Here is a 23,532-nt window from a genome sequence, read left to right as displayed (position 1 = left end):
CGGATGACGCCCCGCATCAGCCATGCTAGGCCGGTTTCATGAGCACCCTGCCGACGAAGGACGAAATCCTGCAATGGATTTCCGACAACCCGACCCTCACTTCCAAACGCGATATCGCCCGGGCCTTCGGCATCAAGGGCGCGGACCGGATCGACCTCAAGCGCATGCTGAAAGAGCTGGAGGCAGAAGGGCATCTCGAAAAGCGCAAGAAGACCTATCGCGACCCGGACCGCCTGCCGCCCGTGGCGTTGTTGCAAGTGACCGGCCAGACCCCGGACGGAGAGTTGACCGCGCGCCCGATGGAGTGGCATGGCGAAGCGGCGGAACCCAAGGTTCTGGTGATCCCGCGCGCCTCGGATCCGGCACTGGGCGAAGGCGACCGGATCCTCGCCCGCGTGCAGGAGGTGACGGGCGAGCCGCACCAGTATGAAGGCAAGCTGATCCGCCGGATCGGGACCAACCCGCTCAAGGTGCTGGGCATTTTCCGCAAACGCGGCGAGGGCGGGCGCATCCTGCCCATCGACAAGGGCGACGGCAAGGAATGGCGCGTGGCTGCTGATGCGGTGAACGGTGCCAGGGATGGCGAATTGGTCGAGGCCGAACAGGCCGGGCCCAAGGACCGGCTTGGCTTGCCCTCGGCGCGGATTACCGACCGTCTGGGCGATCCGACCGCGCCCAAGGCCGTCAGCCTTATTGCGATTCACCAGCATGGGATCCCGGACGACTTCCCCGACGAGGTGATCGCCGAGGCGGACCGCATGAAACCGGCGGGCCTGAATGGCCGCGAGGACCTGCGCGAGCTGCCGCTGATCACCATCGACCCCGCCGATGCGCGCGACCATGACGACGCGGTCTATGCCCATGCCGATGACGACCCCGGAAACGAGGGCGGGCATGTGATCTGGGTCGCGATTGCCGATGTGGCCTATTACGTGCGCCCTGGCTCTGCTTTGGATCAGGAGGCGCGCAAGCGCGGCAATTCCAGCTATTTCCCCGACCGCGTCGTGCCGATGCTGCCCGACCGGCTTTCGGGCGATCTGTGTTCCCTGCATGAAGGCGTGCCGCGCGCCTGTATCGCCGTGCGCATGCAGATCGACGCCCATGGCGAAAAGATCGGTCACCGCTTCGTGCGTGGCCTGATGCGCTCGCCCGCCTCGCTCAACTACCACGAGGTGCAGGCGGCCATGGATGGCGCGCCCAATGAGGCATGCGCGCCGCTGATGGAGGAGGTCATCAAGCCGCTTTATGCCGCGCATGAGGCGCTGAAAGACGCGCGCAACCGCCGCCAGCCGCTCGATCTGGACCTGCCCGAGCGCAAGGTCGAGCTCAGCGAGGAAGGCAAGGTGCTCAGCGTCAATTTCGCCGACCGGCTGGAGGCGCATAAGATCATCGAGGAATGCATGGTGCTGGCCAATGTCGCCGCCGCCGAGACGCTGATTGCCAAACGCTCACCGCTTCTGTTTCGGGTGCACGAGGAGCCGCCGCCGGAGAAGCTGGAGACGCTGCGCGACGTGGCCGATGCCGCCGGGCTCGTCCTGGCCAAGGGGCAGGCGCTGAAGACGCAGCACCTCAACCAGCTTTTGCATGCCGCGCAGGACACGGACCATTCGGAAGTGATCAACATGGCCACCCTGCGGTCGATGACACAGGCCTATTATGCGCCCGCGAATTTCGGCCATTTCGGGCTGGCTCTGGCGTCCTATGCGCATTTCACCTCGCCGATCCGGCGCTATGCCGACCTGATCGTGCACCGTTCGCTGATCTCGGCGCATGGCTGGGGCGAGGACGGGCTGACCCCGCGCGATATCGAGACGCTGCAAAGCACGGGTGAGCATATCTCGGACACCGAGCGCCGCTCGATGATGGCCGAGCGCGATACGAATGACCGTTACCTCGCGGCGTTTCTTTCTGAACGCATCGGCGAGGCATTTACCGGCCGGATCAGCGGCGTGGCCAAATTCGGGGCCTTCGTGCGGCTGGACGAAACCGGGGCTGACGGGCTCATTCCGGTGCGCTCGCTCGGGCGGGAGTTTTTCCGCTTCGATCGCGATGCCGCCACGCTGACCGGCGAGGATAGCGGGCTGGTGATCGGTCTGGGCCAACGTGTCACCGTGAAGCTAAGCGAAGCGGCTCCGGTGACGGGTGGTCTGGCGCTGGAACTGGTCAGCCTTGATGGCAAGACGGTGACGCGCAAGCCTGGCGCGCGGGGCGGCAAGGCACCACGCCGCAAGGCGGGCCAGGCCAAACGGAAAGCCGACAAGACCAAGCGCAAGGTGGCCCGCAAGCGCCGTTGAGGCGGCCGCTCATCCGGCCCTGACATGCCGGCCTCGCGTCACATCGGGTAAAGCGCGGCGCGCGCCCGTTTGATATAGCCCATCAGCGCCGGAGACCCCCGGACCAGCCGCCGCAGCCCGGTGTCACAGGGCAGGGTGCGGATCATATCGAGCACGGGCGCGATGGCAGCATCGGCGGCCGTAGGGCGCTCGCCAAAGAGAAACGGCCCAGTGCCGAGTGTCGTGCTTATGGTCTCAAGGTCCTGCGCCAGCCGCGCCAACCGCTCTTCTTCGCTGAATTGCGCGATGCCGTTGATCATCATCGCCGCGCGCACCTTGCGCCGGATCATACCGGATACCGGGCCGCGCATCATCCGCGGCACCCGGTTGAAAAAGGCCTCGCGGACCTCTGGCCAACACTCGTCGCGCAGCCATCGGTCATGCGCCATCCCGGCCGCAAGATGCCCTTCAACCATTCTGATCAGCGCATGTGAACGGGCCTTGTCCTGCGCGGACAGACCCGCGTCAAACGCCGCTCCTTCAGCCTCCAGATACGCCTGGATATGCGCGCTGTCGGGGATCAGCCGCCCCTCCGCCGTCTTCAGAACAGGCAGACGGCCCAGCGGCATCTTGCGCGGATCTGAAAGATATTTCGGCTGCCAGTCCTGCCCTGAAAGATGCAAAAGCGCCATTGCCTTGACGCAAAACGGGCTGTGGCTGGGCATCTCGAAACTAGGTCCGAAGGTGAGCAGGGTCAGCATGTCGTCTCTCCTCGCTGATGCACAAGCGCTGGCGTTCGATACTGTCACTATCTGGCAGGATGTGCCACCATACTGTCACCATGTCCCGTACCCACCGCCTTTTTCAGCTGATGCAGGCCCTGCGCCTGATGCCGCCTCCGGCCACCGCCGCCGATCTGGCGCAGGATCTGGGCGTGTCGCCGCGCACCGTGTACCGCGATATCGACACGCTGCGCAGCCTCGGCGCGGTGATCGACGGCTCGGCGGGGTTCGGCTACACGCTGATCGAGGATGCCGCCCTGCCGCCGCTCAGCTTCGACACCGATGAGCTGGAGGCGCTGGTGCTCGGCCTGCGCGAAGTGGGCGAGGTGGGCGACCCGGCGCTGGTCAAGGCGGCGCAGACCGCGCTCAGCAAGCTGCGCGCCCGCCTGCCCGCGGCCCAGGCGCACCGGCTGGAACATGCGGTGCTGACCGCGCGCCGCTATGCAAGGATGCCCGAGCCCGGCATCGACGTGAGCGCGCTGCGTCAGGCCACCTGGGACGAGCGCACCATCCGGTTCGATTACTCCGATGCCGAGGCCCGCGCCACCACGCGCGAGGTCGATCCGCTCTCGATCGTTTTCATGCAGGCGTCGCATTGCCTTCTGGCCTGGTGCCACCTGCGGCGGGATTTCCGTGCCTTCCGGCTTGACCGGATGCGCCATCTGGAACTGACCGGCGCCTCGTTCCGCCCCCGGCGCGTGCCGCTCCTGCGGGACTATATGGCGCGCCTCCGCGAAGAGATGACACCGGCCGACCCCGCGCATTGAAAACCGCCTTGCCGCTCTGGCTTGCCGGGACACCGGTCAAGCGGCGTTCTGTTTTGCGGATCCTCCGGACAACAGGCGGGCATGCCGCCATCCGCCTGCGGGCCCAGCCGTCTCGCGCCACGCGGCAGCGGTCGCGCTGCTTCGGCAATTCGCTGCTCCTCACGCAGTCCTGACTTTTGATTTGCCCCGCTTCGCGCTACCATCCTGTCAACGAGCATGAAAAAGAATAAAAAGGATCAGGCCATGCGTATAAGCGTGCAGAGGGGCCTTCTCGGGGCGGCCGTGACGGGTATCCTGTCATCCGTGGCGGCCTGGGCCGGGCCGGTTGAGACGTCACTGCGGCCGCACCTGCGCCCCGGGACGCTGACGCCGCAGGACGTGGTTGTCGTGCTTGATGTGCCGGTGAATGCTCTGCGCCCGGTCATGCGCCCGTCCAATCTGGAGACCGACCCCGCCAAGGTGATCCTCGCCTCCACGAAAAACCCCGGGTTCGATAAGTGGATCAAGGGCTTTCGCGGCCGCGCCCTGTCCGCAGGCATCCGTGCATCGACCTTCGACAAGGCGTTTCGCGGGGTGCAATACAACGCCGAGGTGGTCGACAAGGACCGCAACCAGGCCGAATTCAAGCGCAACATCTGGGATTATCTCGACAGCGCCGCCTCACCCGACCGGGTGAGCGAAGGCAAGGCCGCCCTGCGCAAGCACCGGCGCGCGCTTGACCGGATCGAGCAGCGCTATGGCGTCGAGGCAGAGGTGGTGACCGCCGTCTGGGGTCTGGAAAGCCGCTATGGCACGCGCATGGGCGATATCAACGTGATCGAGGCGATGGCGACCCTGGCCTATGACGGGCGCCGCGGTGCGTTCTTTGAAAAACAGCTCATCGCTGCGCTGAAAATCCTGCAATCGGGCGATGTGGCGCCGCGCCGGATGACCGGCTCCTGGGCCGGGGCGATGGGGCACACGCAATTCATTCCCACCTCCTATCTTGCCTATGCTGTGGACGCGACCGGCGATGGCAGGCGCGACATCTGGTCGAAGAACGATCCGACCGATGCACTGGCCTCCACCGCAGCCTATCTCAAGCGGTTCGGCTGGGTCAAAGGGATGCCCTGGGGGCTGGAAGTGAAAGTGCCCAAGGGGTTCACGGATACCGGCTCCAAACGCATGCCTTCCGACTGGGCGGCGCGCGGGGTGACCGATATGCGTGGACGCCCGGTAAAGGATTACGGCTCGGCCCGTATCCTCATGCCCGCGGGGGCGGCAGGGGCGAAATTCATGGTGTTCAAGAATTTCGACGTGATCAAACGCTATAACAATGCCGATGCCTATGCGATCGGCGTCGGCCATCTGGGCGACCGTATCGCCGGCGGTCCGCCGATCCAGGCCGGCTGGCCGCGCGGCTACACCCCGGTCACCTTCGAGCAACGCAAGGAAATTCAACGTCGGCTAAAGCGCAAGGGCTACCCTCTGGAAAAGATCGACGGGATCATCGGCCCGAACACGGTCAAGTCGATCAAGGGCTTCCAACAAAGCATCGGGGTAGAGCCGACGGGCTATCCTTCGGTCGAGCTCTTGCAACAGCTCAAACGCCGCTGACTGAGCAGCCCCTCTTCATTGTTCCGAAAATACTCCGGGGGTTTGGGGGCAGCGCCCCCAAGGCCTGCGTGGCCTGAACGCAATTCAACCGGTTGTGGCGCAGCCACGCCTTTGGATCAGGTCAGTCAAACGTCCCCGCCACACGCCCCAGCAGCATGAAGGCACGGGCGGTGCGGGTGTCCGAGAGGTCGGAAATTTCCGCATCGGTCGCGGTTTCCGCGAAGTCCGAGATCATCCGGTCGAACTTGCGCAGAAAGTGATGCGCCGCATCGCGGAAGATCGGATCCGAGCGCATCCGCGTGGCGGTGAGCGCCAGCGACGAGCGGTCGCGCACCCCGCCCAGCGTGGCGATCTGGCGGCCACGCTCCCCGGCGGCAAAGCGGCGCCAGATTTCAGGGCGGGCCATGTCAGGGCGCAGATCGTCCATATAGATGCCGTCCTGGCTCATCAGGGTCAGCACGTCCTGGCTGGCCTGGACAAGCTGTGCCGTCGGCCTGTGCTTGAGCGCCCGGCGCAGCGCGGCAAAGCCTTCCTTGTCTTCCGCCGTTTCGGGGAAGTTCAGCGCGCGCACGAAATCCTCGTGGGCAAGCGGCGGTTCCAGCGCCTCGGCGGGGGTGCCCAGCGGCAGGGCCACCTGATCATCCGGGCCCACCGCCGCCGCTGTGGCAGGGGTGGCCGGGCGCGGCGTGACGGGCTGCCGGGTGGAGGAGAACATCGCCAGCACGGTTTCGGTCTTGCGTTGTGCTGCGGCGATTTCATCGAGCTTCTTGGCGACCGAGGGTTCCTGCGTGGTGGCCTGGCCCTGGATCTGGGTCAGATAGGTCTGGCGGATCGCGTCGATCGCGGCCTGCAGGCGCTGGCTTTCCTCGCGGATCACGCGCGAGGATTTGGTCGCCATCACCGCCACCCAGATCATCGCGACCGGCAGGAACACCGCCATCAGGATGGTGACAAAGCGCAGCGCGCCGCCCTCGGCAAAGGCCCCGGCGGGCTCCAGCACCAGAAAGAAGATCGCGGTGAGCGCCAGCCACAGGAACGACAGGACAATCGCCACGACCTCGACCGTGGAGAGCTGCTGTGTCTTCGATTTTTCATAGACCCCGAGAGAACTCGGGGGAGTGTCGCGCCGGTTGGGCATCGTGGGATCCCGCTCAGATATAGGCGATCTTTAACACTTCGTAAGAGCGTTCGCCACCAGGCGTGCGCACTTCGACGCTATCGCCCTCTTCCTTGCCGATCAGCGCGCGGGCGATAGGCGATTTGATGTTCAGCAGCCCGGCCTCGATATTGGCCTCGTGCTCGCCGACGATCTGATAGGTCTTTTCCTCGTCGGTATCCTCATCCACCAGCGTCACCGTCGCGCCAAATTTGATCGCGCCGGACAGCTTCGACGGGTCAATCACTTCGGCGAGGCTCAGAATGCCCTCGATCTCCTTGATCCGGCCCTCGATGAAGCTCTGCTTTTCCTTGGCCGAATGATACTCGGCATTCTCCGACAGGTCGCCATGCTCGCGCGCTTCGGCAATCGCGCGGATGATGGCCGGGCGTTCCTCGCTCTTGAGCTGCTTCAATTCGGTTTCCAGGGCGGTATGGCCGCCGCGGGTCATCGGGATCTTGTCCATGAGGCTGGCTTTCTCATCTGTCTGCCGTCAGGGGCGCACCGCACCGGCGCGCATACCGACAAAGAGATAGGCGAAAGGAACATGCGCTGCAATGGGGAGAATGGCGCGCCGCCGCGGCGGCTTTTGACGCAAATCCGCATTTCGACGTCGTGTCGCGATTGACCCTGCCCTGTCACTGGCGCTAAGCAGCTTTGGACTTATTTTGCCGCAGGCAACCAGGGGAACACAGCGATGTCCGAGATTGAACGCGAAGCGATGGAATATGATGTGGTGATCGTGGGCGCAGGCCCCGCCGGGCTGAGCGCCGCGATCCGCCTCAAGCAACTGGACCCCAGCCGCGAGGTGGTGGTGCTGGAAAAGGGCTCGGAAGTGGGCGCGCATATCCTGTCGGGTGCCGTGCTGGACCCGTGCGGCCTGAACAAGCTGATCCCCGACTGGAAGGAAAAGGGCGCGCCGCTCAACGTGCCGGTCAAGGATGACAATTTCTACATGCTGGGCGAGGCCGGTCAGATCCGCATCCCCAACTTCCCCATGCCGCCGCTGATGAACAACCACGGCAATTACATCGTCTCGATGGGCAATGTCTGTCGCTGGATGGCCGAGCAGGCCGAGGAACTGGGCGTCGAGATCTTCCCCGGCATGGCCTGTTCCGAGCTGGTCTATGGCGAGAATGGCGAGGTCAAGGGCGTGGTGGCCGGTGAGTTTGGCAAGAACGCCGACGGCACCCCCGGCCCCGCCTACGAGCCGGGCATGGAGCTGCATGGCAAATACGTGTTCCTCTCCGAAGGCGTGCGCGGGAGCCTGTCGAAAGAGGTGATCGCCAAATACGACCTCAGCAAAGGCAAGGAGCCGCAGAAGTTCGGCATCGGGATGAAAGAGATCTGGGAGATCGACCCCGACAAGCACCGCGAAGGCTCGGTCACGCACACGATGGGCTGGCCGCTGGGCAGCAATGCGGGCGGCGGGTCGTTCATCTATCACCTCGACAACAACCAGGTCTATGTCGGCTTCGTTGTGCACCTGAATTACCGCAACCCGCACCTCTTCCCTTACATGGAATTCCAGCGCTTCAAGCATCACCCGATGGTGGCCGAGCTGCTGAAAGGCGGCAAGCGCGTGGCCTATGGCGCGCGGGCGATCACCGAGGGCGGGTATCAGTCCATGCCCAAGATGGTGGCGCCGGGCGTGGCGCTGCTGGGCTGTTCGGTCGGTATGGTCAACGTGCCGCGCATCAAGGGCAACCATAACGCGATGCTCTCGGGCATGGCCGCAGCCGAAGCCGCGCATAAGGCCATCGAAGCGGGCCGCGCCAGTGACGAGCTGAACGACTACGAAAACGAAGTGCGCACCGGCCCTATCGGCAAGGACCTCAAAAAGGTCCGCAACGTCAAGCCGATCTGGTCCAAGCACGGCCTGCTGGCCAGCCTCACCCTGGGCGGGTTTGATATGTGGACCAACACGCTGGGCTTTTCGCTTTTCGGGACCATCGGCCACGGCAAGACCGACGCGGCCGCGACCGAGCCTGCCTCCAAGCACAAGCCCATCGACTACCCGAAACCCGATGGCACGCTCAGCTTTGACCGGCTCACCAATGTCAGCTTCTCGATGACCAACCACGAGGAAAGCCAGCCCGCGCATCTGCAGCTCACCGATCCGAGCGTGCCGATCGACGTGAACCTGCCGAAATTCGCCGAACCGGCGCAACGCTATTGCCCGGCCGGGGTTTATGAGGTGGTGGACGACAAGTTCGTGATCAACTTCCAGAACTGCGTGCATTGCAAGACCTGCGACATCAAGGACCCCAGCCAGAACATCACCTGGGTCACCCCGCAGGGCGGCGACGGGCCGAACTACCCGAATATGTGATCAATTCCTCGCTTATGTGATCGGGCGGCGCAGCGATTGCGCCGCCCTTTGCATTGCCTCTCCCGCCTGCAAAGTCTACCTTTGCGCTGGCAACCAAAAGCAACAGGGCAGATCAGCGTGAAAACAGGTGTCATTCTTTCCTTGGCAACGGCAATTCTGCTGGGCACACCGGCCCCGCCGGTCTGGGCGGATGACGCCATCGGGGCCTATCTGGCCGCGCGGCAGGCCCGTTACGACAATGATTTCGCCGCCGCGGCGCAATATTTCACCCAGGCGCTGGCCAAGGATCCGTCGAACCCCGAAATCCTCGAATCCGCCACGGTCGCCCATATGTCGCTTGGTGATCTCGACCGCGCCGTGCCGATCGCCCGCAAGATCGAAGCGGACGGGCTGATGAGCCAGGTCGCCTTCATGGCGCTGGTGGCGGACGAGGCCAAGCGCGAGGACTATCAGGCGCTGTTCACCCGGATCGAGGAAGATCGCGGTGTCGGTATGCTGGCCGATGGTCTGATCAAGGCCTGGGCCTTCCGTGGCGAAGGCCAGATGGACGAGGCGCTGACCCAGTTCGACGCGGTGGCGAATGAGCGCGGATTGCGCAGCTTTGCGATTTATCACAAGGCGTTGGCCCTGGCGTCGGTGGGCGATTACGAAAGCGCCGAGAAGATTTTCTCGGGCGAGGTCGACGGGCCCATTCAGCGCACCCGCCTTGGCACCATCGCCTGGGCCGAGATCCTCAGCCAGCTTGAGCGCGGCGACGACGCGGTGGCCATTCTCGAAGACACGTTCGGTCCGTCTCCCGACCCCGAGATTGCCGATCTGCGCGACCGGCTGACCGCGGGCGAGACGCTGCCCTTCACCCGCGTACGCACCGCGCAGGACGGCATCGCCGAAGTGTTCTTTACCCTCGGGCAGGCTCTGATGAGCGAAAGCGCCGATGACTACACCCTGCTCTATGCGCGCGTCGCCGAGTATCTCAAACCCGACCATATCGACGCGCTGCTCATGACGGCGGAGCTGCTGGAATCGCTGGAACGGTTCGAGCTGGCCAATGACGCCTATGCCCGCGTGCCGCGCGATCACCCCAATTTCCATGTGGCCGAACTGGGCCGCGCCGAATCGTTGCGCCGCGCCGAGAAAACCGATGCGGCGGTCGAGGTGCTGACTCAGCTTTCCGAAAGCCACCCCGAGCTGCCCATTGTGCATGTCTCGACGGGCGATCTTTATCGCCAGCTTGAGAACTGGGAAAAATCCATCGCCGCCTATGACCGCGCGATCGAGATTTACGACGCCCGCGACCAGGGTCAGTGGTTCGTCCACTACGCCCGCGCGATCAGCCATGAGAGGCTCGACAACTGGGACGCCGCCGAGGCCGATTTCCGCCGCGCGCTGGAACTGAACCCGGGTCAGCCGCAGGTGCTCAACTATCTCGGCTATTCCATGGTCGAGTTGCAGATCAACCTCGACGAGGCGCTCGGCATGATCGAAGAGGCCGTCGCGGCACAGCCCAATTCGGGCTATATCGTCGACAGCCTCGGCTGGGTGCTCTACCGGCTTGGCCGCTACGAAGAGGCGGTGGTGCATATGGAACGCGCGGTCGAGCTGGAGCCGGTGGACCCGGTGATCAACGATCATCTGGGCGACGTGCTCTGGGCCGTGGGCCGCTTCACCGAGGCCGAATTCCAGTGGAAGCGCGCGCTGTCCTTCGTCGATGCGGAAAACGCCTCGCCCGATGTCGATGCCGACCGCATCCGCCGCAAGCTCGAAGTCGGGCTCGATATCGTGCTTGAGGAAGAAGGCTCACCGCCTCTGCGCGTGGCGGATGATGGTTAAGGTTCTCGCTCCGGCCAAGATCAACCTCACCCTGCATGTGACCGGCCGCCGCGACGACGGCTATCACCTGCTCGATTCGCTCGTGGTGTTCGCCGATATCGGCGACACCGTGCGGGTGAAGCCATCGGATACGCTGTCGCTTTCGGTCGAAGGGCGGATGACCGCCGGTGTGCCGCTGGATGAGCGCAACATCATGATCCGGGCGGCGCAATTCATGCATGTCGGCGCCGAGATGCGCCTGACCAAGAAACTGCCCAACGCGGCCGGGCTTGGCGGCGGCAGCAGCGACGCGGCGGCCACGCTCAAGGCGCTGTCGGAGCTGACCGGCAAACCGATCCCCGAGAACCCGCTGGCGCTGGGAGCGGATGTGCCTGTGTGCCTTGTGGGCCGCGCGGCGCGCATGCGCGGCATCGGCGAAAGTGTCGAGCCGCTCCACGGCCTGCCCAAGCTGCATGCTGTGCTGGTCAATCCCAACCGCCCGGCCCCGACCAAGACCGTTTTCAAGAAGCTGGAAAGCCATGAAAACCCGCCCATGCCCGAGGTGATCCCCTCCGGCCAGTCCCGGGCCGAGTTCATCACCTGGCTGAAGGGCATGCGCAACGATCTGGAGGCACCCGCCATCGCGGTCGAGCCGGTGATCGCCCAGGTGTTCAAGGCGCTGGAGGTCACCCCCGGCTGTCGCCTTGCGCGGATGTCGGGCTCGGGGGCCACCTGCTTTGGCCTTTATGACAACCGTGAAACCGCCCGTGCGGCGGCGGGACGCCTGCGCGAACAACAGCCCGGCTGGTGGGTCGCTGCGGCACGTCTGAATGCAGGGCACCCATCGTCGCGGCCCTGAACAGGGTTAACTCGGACAGTCAGTGGAGCGCGCCCGTTTTCAGGCGCTCGCTCGCGGCTCAGCTGATCCGCGCCACCACATATTCGGCCAGATCGTCCAGCATTGTGCGTATGGGATGCTCGGGCAGAGAGCGGATCGCCGTCTGCGCCCTGGCGCTCCAGGCCAGCGCCTCGGCCCGCGTGGCCTCCAGCGTGCCATGCTTGTCCAGCAGTGCCAGCGCCTGATCCAGATCGCCTTCGCGCTGATCGCCCTTCTCGATGGTCCGCTTCCAGAAGGCGCGCTCTTCGGCATCCGCCGCCGCCACTGCCTTGATCACCGGCAGCGTCAGCTTGCGTTCGCGGAAATCGTCTCCGACATTCTTGCCGGTGGCACTGCTCTGGCCCTGGTAATCCAGCAGGTCATCGACGATCTGAAACGCAATTCCCAGAGCATCGCCATAATCAAAGAGCGCCTGCACCTGCGCTTCGGGCGCGCCCGCGATCACGCCGCCCACTTCGGTCGCGGCCGAAAACAGGGCGGCCGTCTTGCCGCGCACCACTTGCAGGTAAATCTCTTCGGTTGTGGACAGATCGCGCGAGGCGGTCAGTTGCAACACCTCGCCCTCGGCAATCGTCGCCGACGCGCCGGACAGAATGTCCAGCACCCGGAGAGAGCCGGTTTCAACCATCAACTGAAACGCGCGGGAAAACAGGTAATCGCCCACCAGGACGCTTGATTTGTTGTCCCACAGCAGGTTCGCCGTGGGCCGTCCGCGCCGCTGTGCGCTTTCATCGACCACGTCGTCATGCAACAGGGTCGCGGTATGGATGAACTCCACCGTTGCCGCCAGATGCACGTCAAAATCGCCGTCATAGCCGCACATCTCGGCACTGGCCAGCGTCAGCATCGGGCGCAGACGCTTGCCGCCGGCCTCGACCAGATGGGCCGTCACTTCGGGGATGCGCGGCGCGTGACGCGAGGCCATCCGCTCGCGGATCAGCACATTCACTGCCGCCATCCGCTCGGTCAGATGCGCGGCCAGCTGCTCATGCGGCTTGGTGGCTGCCTCGTCCAATCCCATCACACTCCCGTCACATCGCTCGACATTTCGCCATGCATGCCCTTATTTCAGATGTATGAAACAGCTCATGCGCACCAACGACCCGACCGAGATCGCCTTTGCCAAGGCGCTGCTTCAGGGCGAGGGTATAGACTGCTTTGAATTGGACGTAAATATGAGCATCCTTGAGGGCTCGATCGGGGTTTTCCCTCGCCGCGTCATGGTCGCCGAGAGAGATTTTGACGCCGCCCGCCGGACCCTTCTCGACAACGGGTTGCATGTGGATGAATGAGCACGCGGACGAGGGCGATCTGACCCGCGATGCCTTCCTTGGCGGGCGTCTGACCCTGTCCCAGCCAAAGGCCGGCTATCGTGCCGGGGTGGACCCGGTGCTTCTGGCCGCGTCGGTGCCCGCCAGATCGGGTGAGACGCTGCTCGATCTGGGCTGCGGGGCAGGGGCGGCGATGCTGTGCTGCGCGGTGCGCGTGCCGGGGCTCCGCGTGACCGGGCTGGAACGGCAGACGGGCTATGCCGCGCTCGCCCGCCGCAATGCCGACGAAAACGGCCTTGATGCCGAGGTTCTGACCGGCGATCTGGCCGAGATGCCAAGCGCGCTGCGCCAGCGCCAGTTCACCCATGTCATTGCAAATCCTCCCTATTTCGACCGCTCCACCGGGGTGGCCGCCACCGATCCGGGCCGCGAGGGGGCGCTGGGCGAGGCCACGCCGCTATCCGCCTGGGTCGATGTGGGCGCCCGGCGCACGGCGCCCAAGGGCACGCTCACTATCATCCACCAGGCCGCCCGCGCGCCCGAGCTTCTGACCGCGATGGCGCAGCATCTGGGCAGTCTCGAACTGCTCCCGCTGATCCCGCGCCGGGGCCGTGCTGCGCGGCTTGTCCTGTTGCGCGGGCGCAAGAACGGGCGCGCGCCGTTCCGGCTGCATGACGGCTGGCTTCTGCATGAGGGCGCACAGCATGACGGGGACCGTGACAGCTATACCCCCGCCACCGCCGCCATTCTGCGCGAGGGCGCGGCGCTGACATTTCCGCAAGAGTCATAAAAGTTGAACAAGTTTTCGCGCCTCACAATGCAGCCGCAGCGTGACAGATTTGTAAAACTGTGCTGCACTCCCCATGTAGAGTAATGACACCCGCAGAAAAGGAGAGCGCCTATGAGCCTGAGTTCGCACCTGGAAGAACTGAAACGGAAACATCAGGACCTCTCGGATCGGGTGGAAGAGGTGCAGCGCGCGCCCGGCTCCTCCGATATTGAGATTGCCGAGCTCAAGAAGCAGAAACTGCGGCTCAAGGAAGAGATTGAACGGCTGTCCGTCAGCGCCTGACCGGCGGCCCGGAACGTATCAGGCGGGGCGTATCCCGCTGCTCGGAATGATCTCAAAGTCATCCGACACATAGGCTGTTTTCTCGATTTCACTGAAGAACCAGTCCCGGAATGCGGCCACGTTTGGCCGCGTTTCGGTGCCTTTCAGGCAGGCGAAGTTGAACTGCGCGTCGATTTCGACCGCAGTCTTGAAAGGCGCGACAAGCCGCCCCTCCAGCAAATCCTGCAGGATGATCGCGCGGCGCCCCAGCACGATCCCCATCCCGGCCGCCGCCGCATCAATGGCATGATCCGCATTGGAAAACCGCGGCCCGTGCGTGGGTTCGAAATCCATGCCCATCGCCCTGAACCAGTTGGGCCATCCCGGCGGGTTCTGAAGGCTCGCCAGGGAATCGTCAAAAATCAGCGGCGCGTCGGTCAGGCTTTCGGGGGTGGTGTATCTCTCGGCCAGTGCCGGGGTCATCACCGGGGTCATCCATTCCTTGCGCACCGGGATTGAGAAATACCTCTCGTCAACATTCGCGCTGAACCGGATGGCGACATCGACGCCTGCGTTCTCCAGATCGACGATCTGCAACGAGGCCGAGAAGCGCAGGTCGATCTCGGGGTGGACGCGGGCAAATTCATACAGCCTCGGGGCAAGCCACTTGGCCGTCAGCGCCGGGCCTGCCGTCACCGTCAGCGTGTTGGTTTCGCTGATCCGGCGCGCCGTCTGCCAGGCGGTCGACAGCTCGCGAAACCCGCGTGCACAGCCGGGCGCCAGGGCGCGGCCCGCCTCGGTCAGCTCCACCGCCCGGTTCAGGCGGCGAAAAAGCGGCCCGCCAAAATGCTCTTCCAGCGACTTGATCTGAAAGCTGAGCGCGGCGGGGGTCACGTTCAACTCGGCCGCGGCGGCCTGAAATGACATATGCCGTGCGGCGGCATCAAAGGCGCGCAAAGCGGTAAGAGGGGGCAGACGGTCTGGCATATTCAGTTAAGTACCACTTAAGTGAACAGATAGAAAGTCTCGTTTGTGGTCAACAAGGCAAAGGGCCATATTCAAATCAATCAAGTAACACTGAACACCACAAAGGAGCCCGCCATGATCGAAGCACCGACAACCGCCCGCACCCGCGATGCCATCCGCGCGGCCCACCAGGCCCGCAGTGACGCGCTGGCTGGTATGTTGCGCTGGCTGCGCAAGCCGTTCCCGTCCGAGTGATCGTTGCAAGCCTCCCTCGGAACGAGAAAGGGCCGGTCCATGAGACCGGCCCTTTTTTATGAGCTCTGATCGTTCGGCTCAGGCGAAGAACTGCGCCCCGTTGGCCGAGATGGTCGAGCCGTTGATGAACTCCGCATCGTCGGAGGCCAGGAAGGTCACGCAGCGCGCGATCTCTTCCGGCTCGCCCAGACGGCCCGCGGGGATCTGCGGGATGATGTGCTTGTTCAGCACGTCTTCGTCGATGGCGCGGACCATTTCCGTGCCGATATAGCCCGGGCAGACGGCGTTGGCGGTGATGCCCGCGCGCGCACCTTCCTGCGCGAGGCTGCGCACGATGCCGATGTCACCGGCCTTGGTGGCGGCATAGTTGACCTGACCGGCCTGACCCTTCTGACCGTTGACCGAGCTGATCACGATCACACGGCCGAACTTGCGCTCGCGCATCCCCGGCCAGACCGGGCGCACGGTGTTGAACACGCCCGTGAGGTTGGTGGCGATCACCTTGTTCCACTGCTCCGGCGTCATCTTGTGGAAGAACCCGTCCCAGGTGATCCCGGCATTGGCGACAACCACTTCGATCGGGCCCAGATCGGCCTCGACCTGCGCGATCCCGGCCTCGGAAGCCTCGTAATCGCCCACGTCCCATTTGTAGGTCTTGATGCCGGTTTCCTCGGTGAATTTCGCGGCGGCCTCGTCATTGCCCGCGTAAGAGGCGGCGACGTTATAGCCCTCGGCCTTGAGCGCCTTCGAAATGGCCGCGCCGATACCGCGCGAGCCACCGGTCACAAGTGCTGTTCTTCCCATCTTAAGTCTCCAGTCTGAATGTGTTTGGTTTGTTTGTTACTCAGTTATGCTGATGAGCGCAATATTATTGCGCGCAGGATTTTCGCATATTCCGCGATGCGGGGTGGTTTTCACGGCAGCTCCAGCCCGCGATCCTTTCCGAGGGCACGGCAATATTTGATCCATTCCATGTTCTCGTTCAGGAGTGTGATCCTGGAAAACCGTCCATCCCATTTGTCGGTCAGCCTGTGCAGATCAGATCGAACATGCTCGTATGCGTCGGGCTGTCCCTCATGTTTGGCCTGTGCGAATGCGGCGTCCAGAAACACGGTTGCGCTGCGGGTGATGGCTGCAATCTCGTCCTGCGATTTGCCCCGCGCTTCACCGATCACGGCCAGCTCGGAAAAGATCACATTACATTCCGTCAGGCTGGTCGAGATGGGCTGGCTGGCCTGTGCCATGCCGCCCAGGGCCAGCAGGGCCAGACACCCGATACCAGGGCCGTGGAAAATGCGGGCGCGGTTCGCGATATGACACGCGCCCGTCATGGTTACGGACGTTCGACGCAGAGCGCCACACCCATGCCTCCGCCGATGCACAGCGTGGCGAGGCCCTTCTTGGCGTCGCGGCGCTTCATCTCGAAGAGCAGGGTGTTGAGCACGCGGCAGCCCGAGGCGCCGATCGGGTGCCCAATGGCAATGGCACCACCATTGACGTTCACGATGCTCGGATCCCAGCCCATGTCCTTGTTCACTGCACAGGCCTGCGCGGCAAAGGCTTCGTTGGCTTCCACCAGGTCCAGGTCGTCCACCGACCAGCCCGCCTTGTCCAGCGCCTTGCGGCTGGCATAGATCGGGCCCACGCCCATCACCTGCGGGTCCAGCCCGGCCGTGGCATAGGAAGCGATCCGCGCCAGCGGTTCGATCCCGCGCTTCTCGGCGTCGTCGGCGCTCATCAGCAGCACGGCTGCTGCGCCGTCGTTCAGCCCCGAGGCGTTGGCCGCGGTGACCGACCCGTCCTTGGTGAAGGCCGGACGCATCTTCTGCATCGCCTCAAGGTTCGCGCCGTGGCGGATATACTCATCCTTGTCGACAACGATCTCGCCCTTGCGGGTCTTGACGGTGAAGGGGATGATCTCGTCGTCGAACCTGCCCGCCTTTTGCGCGGCTTCGGCCTTGTTCTGGCTGCCGACGGCGAACTCGTCCTGCGCCTCGCGGCTGATCTGCCACTTCTCGGCAACATTCTCGGCGGTCTGGCCCATGTGATAGCCGTTGAAGGCATCCCACAGACCGTCGCGGATCATCGTGTCGATATATTTCAGGTCACCCATCTTGTGCCCGGCGCGCAGATGCGCGGCATGGGGGGAGAGGGTCATGTTTTCCTGCCCACCGGCGGCGACGATGCTGGCATCGCCCAGCATGATGTGCTGCGCGCCAAGGGCCACGGCGCGCAGGCCCGACCCGCAGACCTGGTTGATGCCCCAGGCGCTGCTTTCCTGCGGCAGGCCGGCATTGATATGCGCCTGGCGCGCCGGGTTCTGCCCCTGAGCGGCGGTCAGCACCTGACCGAGGATCGTTTCCGAAACTTCTGCCTTGTCCACGCCCGCGCGGGCCACCACGCCTTCCAGAACGGCCGCGCCCAGATCATGCGCCGGGGTGTTTGCGAAAGAGCCGCCGAAAGAACCGACTGCGGTCCGTCCCGCGGAGGCGATTACTACATTTGTCATGTCATGTTCTCCACCAATGTCATGGTCGAGACTGCCCGGGCTTGAGAAATGATAAGGATTCGGACACCCCCGCCTTCGGGCCCGTGATAAAACAGTCGCCGCAGCGCGGCAACCGCTTGCAATGTCGCAGGTCAGAGAACGGCGCGCGCCCGCTCCTTTTCCGCCCAGGGCAGGCGCACCGTCGGCGCGGCGAAGTAGTACCCCTGCAGACAGTCGATGCCCATCTCGGTGAGATAGGCCGCATCCTGTGCGTTTTCGACGAACTCCGCGACCGTCAGCATGTCGAACTGCTCGGCAATCGAGGCAAGAGCGGCGGTCAGCACCTGATTGTCGGGCGACGCGGCAATGCCGCGGATGAACTGCCCGTCGATCTTCAGGATGTCGAAATAGAAATCCCGCAGATAGCGGAACGAGGTAAAGCCCGCGCCAAAATCATCCAGCGCAAAGCTGATCCCCTTGCGCTGCAGCGCGCTCATGAAGTTGATGACCAGCTCCGGCACCAGCATGGCCGAGCTTTCGGTGATCTCCAGGATCAGCCGCTCGCCCACCGTCGGATCGGCGCCAAGCCCCCGCTTGAGTGTACGCATCCACCGGTCATAGCCGATGGATCGGGCCGACATGTTGACCGACAGGCGCAGATCGGGGAATTTCGCCAGCGTCTTCATCCCCTGTTCAAGCGCAAGGCAATCTATGATCCGGCCGGTTTCCGTCTCCTCGATCGCGCTGATGAAGTCACGGGCCGGGATGATCCGCCCGGTCTCGTCCAGCACCCGGATCAGCCCTTCATAGAAGGCCGGGCGGCTCTGGTCCCGGGCCGGAACAACCGCCTGATAGGCCAGCATCACCTGCTTGTGACGCACCGCCTGATTGACCATCTCGATGGTCGACCGGTCCCGGGCCGTGACCGCATAGCTGAGCGGATCCTGATGACCCGCGGGAATATCGGCCCTGATGCGTCTGCTGCCCCGCATTAGCAACTCTCCGGTGTGACTCGGTTCACAACCTGCCCGCTTCCCTCTAAGGAAGTCTTAAGCGGCGCATTTGAACGATCAGGCCGCCACAGGCTGTGCAAGGGGGCAAATGATGCAGGAAAGATGCGGCTGGGCGGGGCGCGATCCGATCTATCTGGACTATCACGATACCGAATGGGGCGTGCCTGAATATGACAGCCGCGCGCTCTGGGAAAAGCTGATCCTCGATGGCTTTCAGGCCGGTCTGAGCTGGATCACGATCCTCAAGAAGCGTGAGAATTTTCGTAATGCTTTCCAAGGGTTTGATCCAAATATCATTGCCGATTGGGGCAGTGCGGAGGTGATGCGCCTGCTCGCCGATCCGGGCATCATCCGCCACCGCGGCAAGATCGAGGCCACCATCACCAACGCCCGCGCCTGGCAGCGTGTCGAAGCCGAACAGGGCTTTGACCGCTATTGCTGGAGCTTCGTCGGCGGCGCGCCCCTGCAAAACCGCTGGACCAGCCTCGCCGAGGTCCCGGCCCAGACGGAAATATCCCAACAATTTTCGAAGGATTTGAAGAAACGCGGGTTCAAATTCTGCGGCCCGACCATTGTTTATGCCTGGATGCAGGCGGTGGGCATGGTCAACGATCATCTGGTGGGCTGCCCTTGCCACGAGAAGGTCAAAGCGCACATTCCCTAAATCTGGTGGCTCTCAAATGGCCGTTCTGACGGCCTTTCGGAACGGGGCTCATGTGAATTGGTCCTCGCCTATGCTGGTCGAGGCTTTCCAATGAAAGCCTCGGCAAGCGGAGTGTCTATCCTTTTCAGCCCGCAGGAGGCGAGCCTTCAAACTTCGTCGAAGGGGTGGTTCACTGCCCAGCTGCTAAGTTTTTCTTCTGCCAGGCGCGCGCGTGCTCGATCCGAGGCGAGCAGGTAGGAGATCACGCGTTGCTCGCGCCACAGCGCGATATTGCCAATGACGCTGGTGCGCAACGCATGGCTGCTTTCTGCGCGTCGGCGGAGATCCCGCCGGTGGCATTCAGACAGCCGTTTGCGGGGTTAAGACGATTGCCCTAAAGGCTGTTATGGAGCCCAAACATAAAGGCCATCCTCGCGATTCAGGGCGGTGAACCAGAATTCGGGATCCAACTGTTGCGGTCGGAAATTCAAGAATTTCGGGGACGCGGGCGGGTTTTCCGCGTCGAGTAGTTTTTTCTTATCATACATTTCGGGAGAAAGATTCCGTTTTGCCGTCTCTTCGCTCTGGATGCGAAATGCAAGCAACATGGCGTTGTAAAAGAAGACAAACATGTTCCTAACGGCACCGGAATGTTGCACGTCGATGCTGTCGGCATCCGTTCGAAAATCGGTCAACGCCAATTCGAAACACCAGCGCTGGTCTTCGGGCGCGGCAGCAAGCCTGTCCTGGAAAGCGGCCGGGCAGCGCGGATCGTCCGGAGCAATTGGCCTAACCTCTTCCAGGAAAGTTCCGATCAAGGGCGGCAGTCCACTGCCGGGCAAAATTGAAAACTCAAAAACCGTCTGCCGGTCCGAGCCGTAGGACAGGATCGGTCTGCACCAGCTTCCTGAAACCCTATCGGTGACCTTGAACCCGCCGCGAACCGCTTCGAAGCTGAAGTCAGCGGGTGCCATGCTCGGCACCCATCTTCTCAAGGTCCTCTTTGCCCACAAGCAAACGGAGGATTAGGTGCAGAGAAAAGTCGCTCTCATTGACCACTTGATGAACGGTAGTAAGCATGGAAAAGCCCTTATGCGACTTGGTTGTTTTCGTATCATGCTTTGCGAATAGCAATCCTGCCAGCCCCATGTGACCTGAGTGAAGGTGATTGGCCGAGTTATGAACGCCAATCCTTCATGCAAAAGCTGACCTTCGTTCAGCCATGACGAAGGTCAGTTGCGTCCACGTAGCTGCCATTACCGGGGCCTGTCCTGCTGCATCACCGGCAAAACCTTTTGCAAAACGCCACACAGCCTATATAGAGGCGCATCTTATGACCGATGACCGCATCCCCCAGGCCTCCGCGCCGATCACGCAGGACGTGATGACCATCCCCCGGAAAATTCCCGAGGGGCCGGTGAACCTTGTGGGCCTTACCCGTGAGGCCATGCGCGACGCGCTGATCGAGGCGGGCACGCCCGAGAAACAGGCGAAGATGCGCGTCGGCCAGATCTGGCAGTGGATCTACCAATGGGGCGTGCGCGACTTTGGCGAGATGACCAACCTCTCCAAGGCTTACCGCGCCGAACTGGCCGAGAAATTTATCATTTCCATCCCCGAGATGGTCTCCCGGCAGGTCAGCGCCGATGGCACCCGCAAATACCTCGCCCGGATCGCGGGCGGGCACGAGGTCGAGGTGGTCTATATCCCCGAGGCCGATCGCGGCACGCTCTGCATTTCGTCTCAGGTGGGCTGCACGCTGACCTGCTCCTTCTGCCACACCGGCACGCAGAAACTGGTGCGCAACCTCACGGCGGGCGAGATTGTCGGCCAGGTGATGATGGCGCGCGACGATCTGGGGGAATGGCCCGAGCGCGGCGCGCCCAAGGATGAAACCCGCCTTCTGAGCAATATCGTTCTGATGGGCATGGGCGAGCCGCTTTATAATTTCGACAATGTGCGCGACGCGATGAAGATCGCGATGGATGCCGAGGGCATTCAGCTTTCCCGCCGCCGGATCACGCTCTCGACCTCGGGTGTCGTGCCCGAGATTGCCAAGACGGCGGAAGAGATCGGCTGCCAGCTTGCCGTCAGCTTCCACGCCACCACCGACGAGGTGCGCGACCGTCTGGTGCCGATCAACAAGCGCTGGAATATCGAAACGCTGCTGGACGCCCTGCGCGCCTATCCGAAGGTGAGCAATTCCGAGCGGATCACCTTCGAATACGTGATGCTCAAGGACGTCAACGACAGCGACGCCGACGCGCGCCGCCTCGTCCGCCTGATCAGCGGCATCCCCGCCAAGATCAACCTCATCCCGTTCAACGAATGGCCCGGCGCGCCCTATGAGCGTTCGGACTGGGCGCGGATCGAGGCCTTTGCCGATATCATCTACAAGGCCGGCTATGCCTCGCCCATCCGCACACCACGGGGCGAGGATATTATGGCCGCCTGCGGTCAGCTCAAATCGGCCACCGAACGCGCCCGCAAATCCAAGCGCCAGATCGAGGCCGAGGCCAAGCTCTAACCACCAACCCCATGGCGCGATTGGTCAGACCTCTGGTCGCTTTGCCAAGAACCGCTGGCCCGGCGGCTTAGTGCGGCTCGACCGGGTGCTCTTTGGACGAAAGCCGTCGCAGTTCGCGTGCCGTCAGCGCGTCGATGATCGCCGCCTTGTCGCCCAGTTGAAAGACCCGCGCGCCGTGCAGCGCGACAGGAATCCCCCAGCCTAGCATCGGCCAGATAAACCAGATGACCCCCGGTGACGTGGTCAGGTCGATCAGGGTCAGCAGCAGGATAACCCCCGCATAGATCGCGGCGTGAACCAAAAACCCATACTGCGCTTCTGCCCTTGTTCTGGCCATTTGATAGTTTTCTGTCTGGGTCATCGAATGTGCCTCTCAATCTCGTTTCGGGCGATGCAATCCTACCTGATTGGGCCGCGTCGCGCCGTGATCCAGATCAACGCTCCGCGCGGTCGGGCGCTATCGGCGATGGGGGGCGGGCCATGCTCAAAAATCCGCCGCATCCCGAGATAGGCCCACATCCGCGCCGACATCTGTGATATGCTGGCGGCGGGTTCGGCCGATCAAAAGAGGTGCCCGGTGCTGGATATATCTCGTCTTGCCGTCATGGCTGCCCTGCTCGGGGTTGCTTTGTCCTGCCTGTTTCACACCCCGGCACAGGCCCAATCCGAGGCCATCCCGGCGTGGCTGCAAAAGCATGTCGGCACGGGCGATGGTCAGATCGCGCCGGTGGTGCTTGAACGGGCGCGCGCGCTTTACGCGCAAAAACGGGCCAGCGGCGAGGTGCGCAACCCCTGCTACTTGGCCAAGGACGCCACCCGCCCCAGCACCACCAGCAGCGGTCAGCCCGGGCGGCGCTTCTATATCATCTGCGAGGGGCGCAGATCCTTCCGCGCGGTGTCGTCCGGCTATGGCAACGGGCGCAAGCTTCAGGCGGCCAATTTTTCGAACGGGCGGCAATGCGCGAAGAATTTCAGCAATGCCGAAGGCTCAAAGCTGACCACCGGCGGCTCTTATGTCACCGCCGAAAGCCGCACCTCCTTCAAGGGGTATTACAGCAAATCGGGTCAGAGCGTTCCCTTCTACCGGACCTTCCTTCTGTTCGATGGCGAGGGCGACACCAGCAACGCCCGCGAGCGCGCCATCGGCGGGCACCGGGCGATGTTCCTCAAATGGCAATGCCGGCTCAGAAAACCCGACAGCCCCCATGCCGATGCCGAGGGCTATGTGCCCTATGGCCGCCTTGTGGATTATACCTCGGGGCGCAGCAATGGCTGCACCACATGGTCGGCCGATGCCACGCAGGAGATCCTGAAACTGACCGAAGGCAACCCGACCACGCTCTACATCTACCCCGAATCCGGCGATATCAGCGCCGTGGCCAACACGGTCCGGGCCGGGGCGTCTATTGCCCGTGCCGGGCTCTACTGGAACGAGGCCTGTCTCAAGGCCATCGGCGCGCCCAAGTTCTGGCCCAAACGAAAACTGCAACCGGTGATCAACCGCTGGCGCAAGTCGCTGCCCAAACGCGAGCCCCTGGTGCTGCCGGTCTGTAAATGAGCGGCGGGGTGGGCGGCTCTGCGCCGCTCTCCAAGACCGGCGGTCATATGGGATGTCGGCTCAGGCAAGGCGATCTCTTGTGTGGTTGTGGCGGTACACTCTCCACCGCTCACTTCGGAAACGCGGACGCGTAGGCCGGTTTCCCTT

General features: G+C 63.4%; 24 protein-coding genes. 12 read left to right on the top strand and 12 right to left on the bottom strand.

Going from position 1 to position 23,532, the window contains the following annotated elements:
* The first annotated feature begins 38 nt into the window (after positions 1-38).
* Positions 39-2,294, top strand: a complete 2,256-nt coding sequence (rnr, locus tag EI983_RS17600) for a ribonuclease R (protein WP_157708649.1) — start codon at positions 39-41, stop codon at positions 2,292-2,294.
* Positions 2,295-2,332: 38 nt separating this feature from the next.
* Here rnr and EI983_RS17595 read toward each other — a convergent pair whose 3' ends face one another.
* Complete coding sequence (locus EI983_RS17595) at positions 2,333-3,034, bottom strand: glutathione S-transferase family protein (protein ID WP_157708648.1); 702 nt, start codon at positions 3,032-3,034, stop codon at positions 2,333-2,335.
* 80 nt (positions 3,035-3,114) lie between these two features.
* Between EI983_RS17595 and EI983_RS17590 the strand changes: the two genes are divergently transcribed.
* Together EI983_RS17590 and EI983_RS17585 are read left to right on the top strand one after the other, a co-directional pair.
* Positions 3,115-3,822, top strand: a complete 708-nt coding sequence (locus tag EI983_RS17590; RefSeq protein WP_157708647.1) for a helix-turn-helix transcriptional regulator — start codon at positions 3,115-3,117, stop codon at positions 3,820-3,822.
* Between the two features lie 243 nt (positions 3,823-4,065).
* Positions 4,066-5,418, top strand: a complete 1,353-nt coding sequence (locus tag EI983_RS17585; RefSeq protein ID WP_157708646.1) for a lytic murein transglycosylase — start codon at positions 4,066-4,068, stop codon at positions 5,416-5,418.
* A gap of 121 nt (positions 5,419-5,539) precedes the next feature.
* Here the strand turns inward: EI983_RS17585 and EI983_RS17580 are convergent, their stop codons facing one another.
* Together EI983_RS17580 and greA are read right to left on the bottom strand one after the other, a co-directional pair.
* Positions 5,540-6,556 carry a hypothetical protein gene (locus EI983_RS17580; protein WP_157708645.1) on the bottom strand — a complete coding sequence of 339 codons (1,017 nt, stop codon included), beginning with the start codon at positions 6,554-6,556 and terminating at the stop codon, positions 5,540-5,542.
* Between the two features lie 13 nt (positions 6,557-6,569).
* Complete coding sequence (greA, locus tag EI983_RS17575; RefSeq protein WP_157708644.1) at positions 6,570-7,040, bottom strand: transcription elongation factor GreA; 471 nt, start codon at positions 7,038-7,040, stop codon at positions 6,570-6,572.
* A gap of 231 nt (positions 7,041-7,271) precedes the next feature.
* Between greA and EI983_RS17570 the strand changes: the two genes are divergently transcribed.
* From EI983_RS17570 to EI983_RS17560, 3 genes are all read left to right on the top strand, one after another.
* Complete coding sequence (locus EI983_RS17570) at positions 7,272-8,906, top strand: electron transfer flavoprotein-ubiquinone oxidoreductase (RefSeq protein WP_157708643.1); 1,635 nt, start codon at positions 7,272-7,274, stop codon at positions 8,904-8,906.
* Between the two features lie 141 nt (positions 8,907-9,047).
* Complete coding sequence (locus EI983_RS17565; RefSeq protein ID WP_246162223.1) at positions 9,048-10,736, top strand: tetratricopeptide repeat protein; 1,689 nt, start codon at positions 9,048-9,050, stop codon at positions 10,734-10,736.
* The gene (locus EI983_RS17560; RefSeq protein WP_198389447.1) at positions 10,729-11,574 is read left to right on the top strand and encodes a 4-(cytidine 5'-diphospho)-2-C-methyl-D-erythritol kinase; all 846 of its coding nucleotides are present in this window, start codon (positions 10,729-10,731) and stop codon (positions 11,572-11,574) included. Before EI983_RS17565 ends, EI983_RS17560 begins: the two co-directional genes overlap by 8 nt.
* A 58-nt stretch (positions 11,575-11,632) precedes the next feature.
* Here EI983_RS17560 and EI983_RS17555 read toward each other — a convergent pair whose 3' ends face one another.
* Positions 11,633-12,634 (bottom strand): polyprenyl synthetase family protein, encoded by a 1,002-nt coding sequence (locus EI983_RS17555; protein ID WP_157708640.1) that lies wholly within the window; start codon positions 12,632-12,634, stop codon positions 11,633-11,635.
* 55 nt (positions 12,635-12,689) lie between these two features.
* Here EI983_RS17555 and EI983_RS17550 point away from each other — a divergent pair, with 55 nt between their 5' ends.
* The 3 genes from EI983_RS17550 (at position 12,690) to EI983_RS17540 (ending at position 13,956) form a co-directional block, all read left to right on the top strand.
* On the top strand, positions 12,690-12,905 hold the full coding sequence (locus tag EI983_RS17550) for a putative signal transducing protein (RefSeq protein ID WP_157708639.1): 216 nt from the start codon (positions 12,690-12,692) through the stop codon (positions 12,903-12,905).
* A complete protein-coding gene (locus EI983_RS17545) occupies positions 12,898-13,674 on the top strand; it encodes a tRNA1(Val) (adenine(37)-N6)-methyltransferase (protein ID WP_157708638.1) in 777 nt (258 codons plus the stop codon). The genes EI983_RS17550 and EI983_RS17545 overlap by 8 nt, the downstream gene beginning before the upstream one ends.
* 111 nt (positions 13,675-13,785) lie before the next feature.
* Complete coding sequence (locus EI983_RS17540; RefSeq protein WP_157708637.1) at positions 13,786-13,956, top strand: YdcH family protein; 171 nt, start codon at positions 13,786-13,788, stop codon at positions 13,954-13,956.
* 18 nt (positions 13,957-13,974) lie between these two features.
* On the opposite strand, the gene gcvA is transcribed toward EI983_RS17540, so the two are convergent.
* The 5 genes from gcvA to EI983_RS17515 all read right to left on the bottom strand — a co-directional run bounded on the left by gcvA (position 13,975) and on the right by EI983_RS17515 (position 18,636).
* Positions 13,975-14,922, bottom strand: coding sequence for a transcriptional regulator GcvA (gene gcvA / locus EI983_RS17535; RefSeq protein ID WP_157708636.1), 948 nt, complete (start codon positions 14,920-14,922; stop codon positions 13,975-13,977).
* A 312-nt stretch (positions 14,923-15,234) separates the two neighbouring features.
* On the bottom strand, positions 15,235-15,960 hold the full coding sequence (gene phbB, locus EI983_RS17530) for an acetoacetyl-CoA reductase (RefSeq protein ID WP_157708635.1): 726 nt from the start codon (positions 15,958-15,960) through the stop codon (positions 15,235-15,237).
* Between the two features lie 110 nt (positions 15,961-16,070).
* On the bottom strand, positions 16,071-16,487 hold the full coding sequence (locus EI983_RS17525; protein ID WP_157708634.1) for a hypothetical protein: 417 nt from the start codon (positions 16,485-16,487) through the stop codon (positions 16,071-16,073).
* A gap of 2 nt (positions 16,488-16,489) precedes the next feature.
* Complete coding sequence (locus EI983_RS17520; RefSeq protein WP_157708633.1) at positions 16,490-17,665, bottom strand: acetyl-CoA C-acetyltransferase; 1,176 nt, start codon at positions 17,663-17,665, stop codon at positions 16,490-16,492.
* Between the two features lie 131 nt (positions 17,666-17,796).
* On the bottom strand, positions 17,797-18,636 hold the full coding sequence (locus tag EI983_RS17515; RefSeq protein WP_157708632.1) for an EAL domain-containing protein: 840 nt from the start codon (positions 18,634-18,636) through the stop codon (positions 17,797-17,799).
* A gap of 112 nt (positions 18,637-18,748) precedes the next feature.
* Here EI983_RS17515 and EI983_RS17510 point away from each other — a divergent pair, with 112 nt between their 5' ends.
* Complete coding sequence (locus EI983_RS17510) at positions 18,749-19,321, top strand: DNA-3-methyladenine glycosylase I (protein ID WP_157708631.1); 573 nt, start codon at positions 18,749-18,751, stop codon at positions 19,319-19,321.
* A 146-nt stretch (positions 19,322-19,467) separates the two neighbouring features.
* Here the strand turns inward: EI983_RS17510 and EI983_RS17505 are convergent, their stop codons facing one another.
* Positions 19,468-19,614, bottom strand: coding sequence for a hypothetical protein (locus EI983_RS17505; RefSeq protein ID WP_157708630.1), 147 nt, complete (start codon positions 19,612-19,614; stop codon positions 19,468-19,470).
* A gap of 90 nt (positions 19,615-19,704) precedes the next feature.
* Entirely contained in the window at positions 19,705-20,274 is a 570-nt protein-coding gene (locus tag EI983_RS17500; RefSeq protein WP_157708629.1) for a hypothetical protein, read from the bottom strand.
* Positions 20,275-20,633: 359 nt separating this feature from the next.
* On the opposite strand from EI983_RS17500, the gene rlmN reads away from it, so the two are divergent.
* Complete coding sequence (gene rlmN / locus EI983_RS17495) at positions 20,634-21,827, top strand: dual-specificity RNA methyltransferase RlmN (protein ID WP_157708628.1); 1,194 nt, start codon at positions 20,634-20,636, stop codon at positions 21,825-21,827.
* Between the two features lie 67 nt (positions 21,828-21,894).
* On the opposite strand, the gene EI983_RS17490 is transcribed toward rlmN, so the two are convergent.
* Positions 21,895-22,188 (bottom strand): 2TM domain-containing protein, encoded by a 294-nt coding sequence (locus tag EI983_RS17490; protein ID WP_157708627.1) that lies wholly within the window; start codon positions 22,186-22,188, stop codon positions 21,895-21,897.
* A gap of 216 nt (positions 22,189-22,404) precedes the next feature.
* On the opposite strand from EI983_RS17490, the gene EI983_RS17485 reads away from it, so the two are divergent.
* Positions 22,405-23,385 carry a hypothetical protein gene (locus EI983_RS17485; protein WP_157708626.1) on the top strand — a complete coding sequence of 327 codons (981 nt, stop codon included), beginning with the start codon at positions 22,405-22,407 and terminating at the stop codon, positions 23,383-23,385.
* Positions 23,386-23,532 lie beyond the last annotated feature (147 nt).

Source organism: Roseovarius faecimaris, from assembly GCF_009762325.1.
GTDB classification, from domain to species: domain Bacteria; phylum Pseudomonadota; class Alphaproteobacteria; order Rhodobacterales; family Rhodobacteraceae; genus Roseovarius; species Roseovarius faecimaris.
The sequence above is the reverse complement of the archived record's forward strand: the minus strand, read 5'-3'. Positions and strand labels throughout refer to the sequence as shown.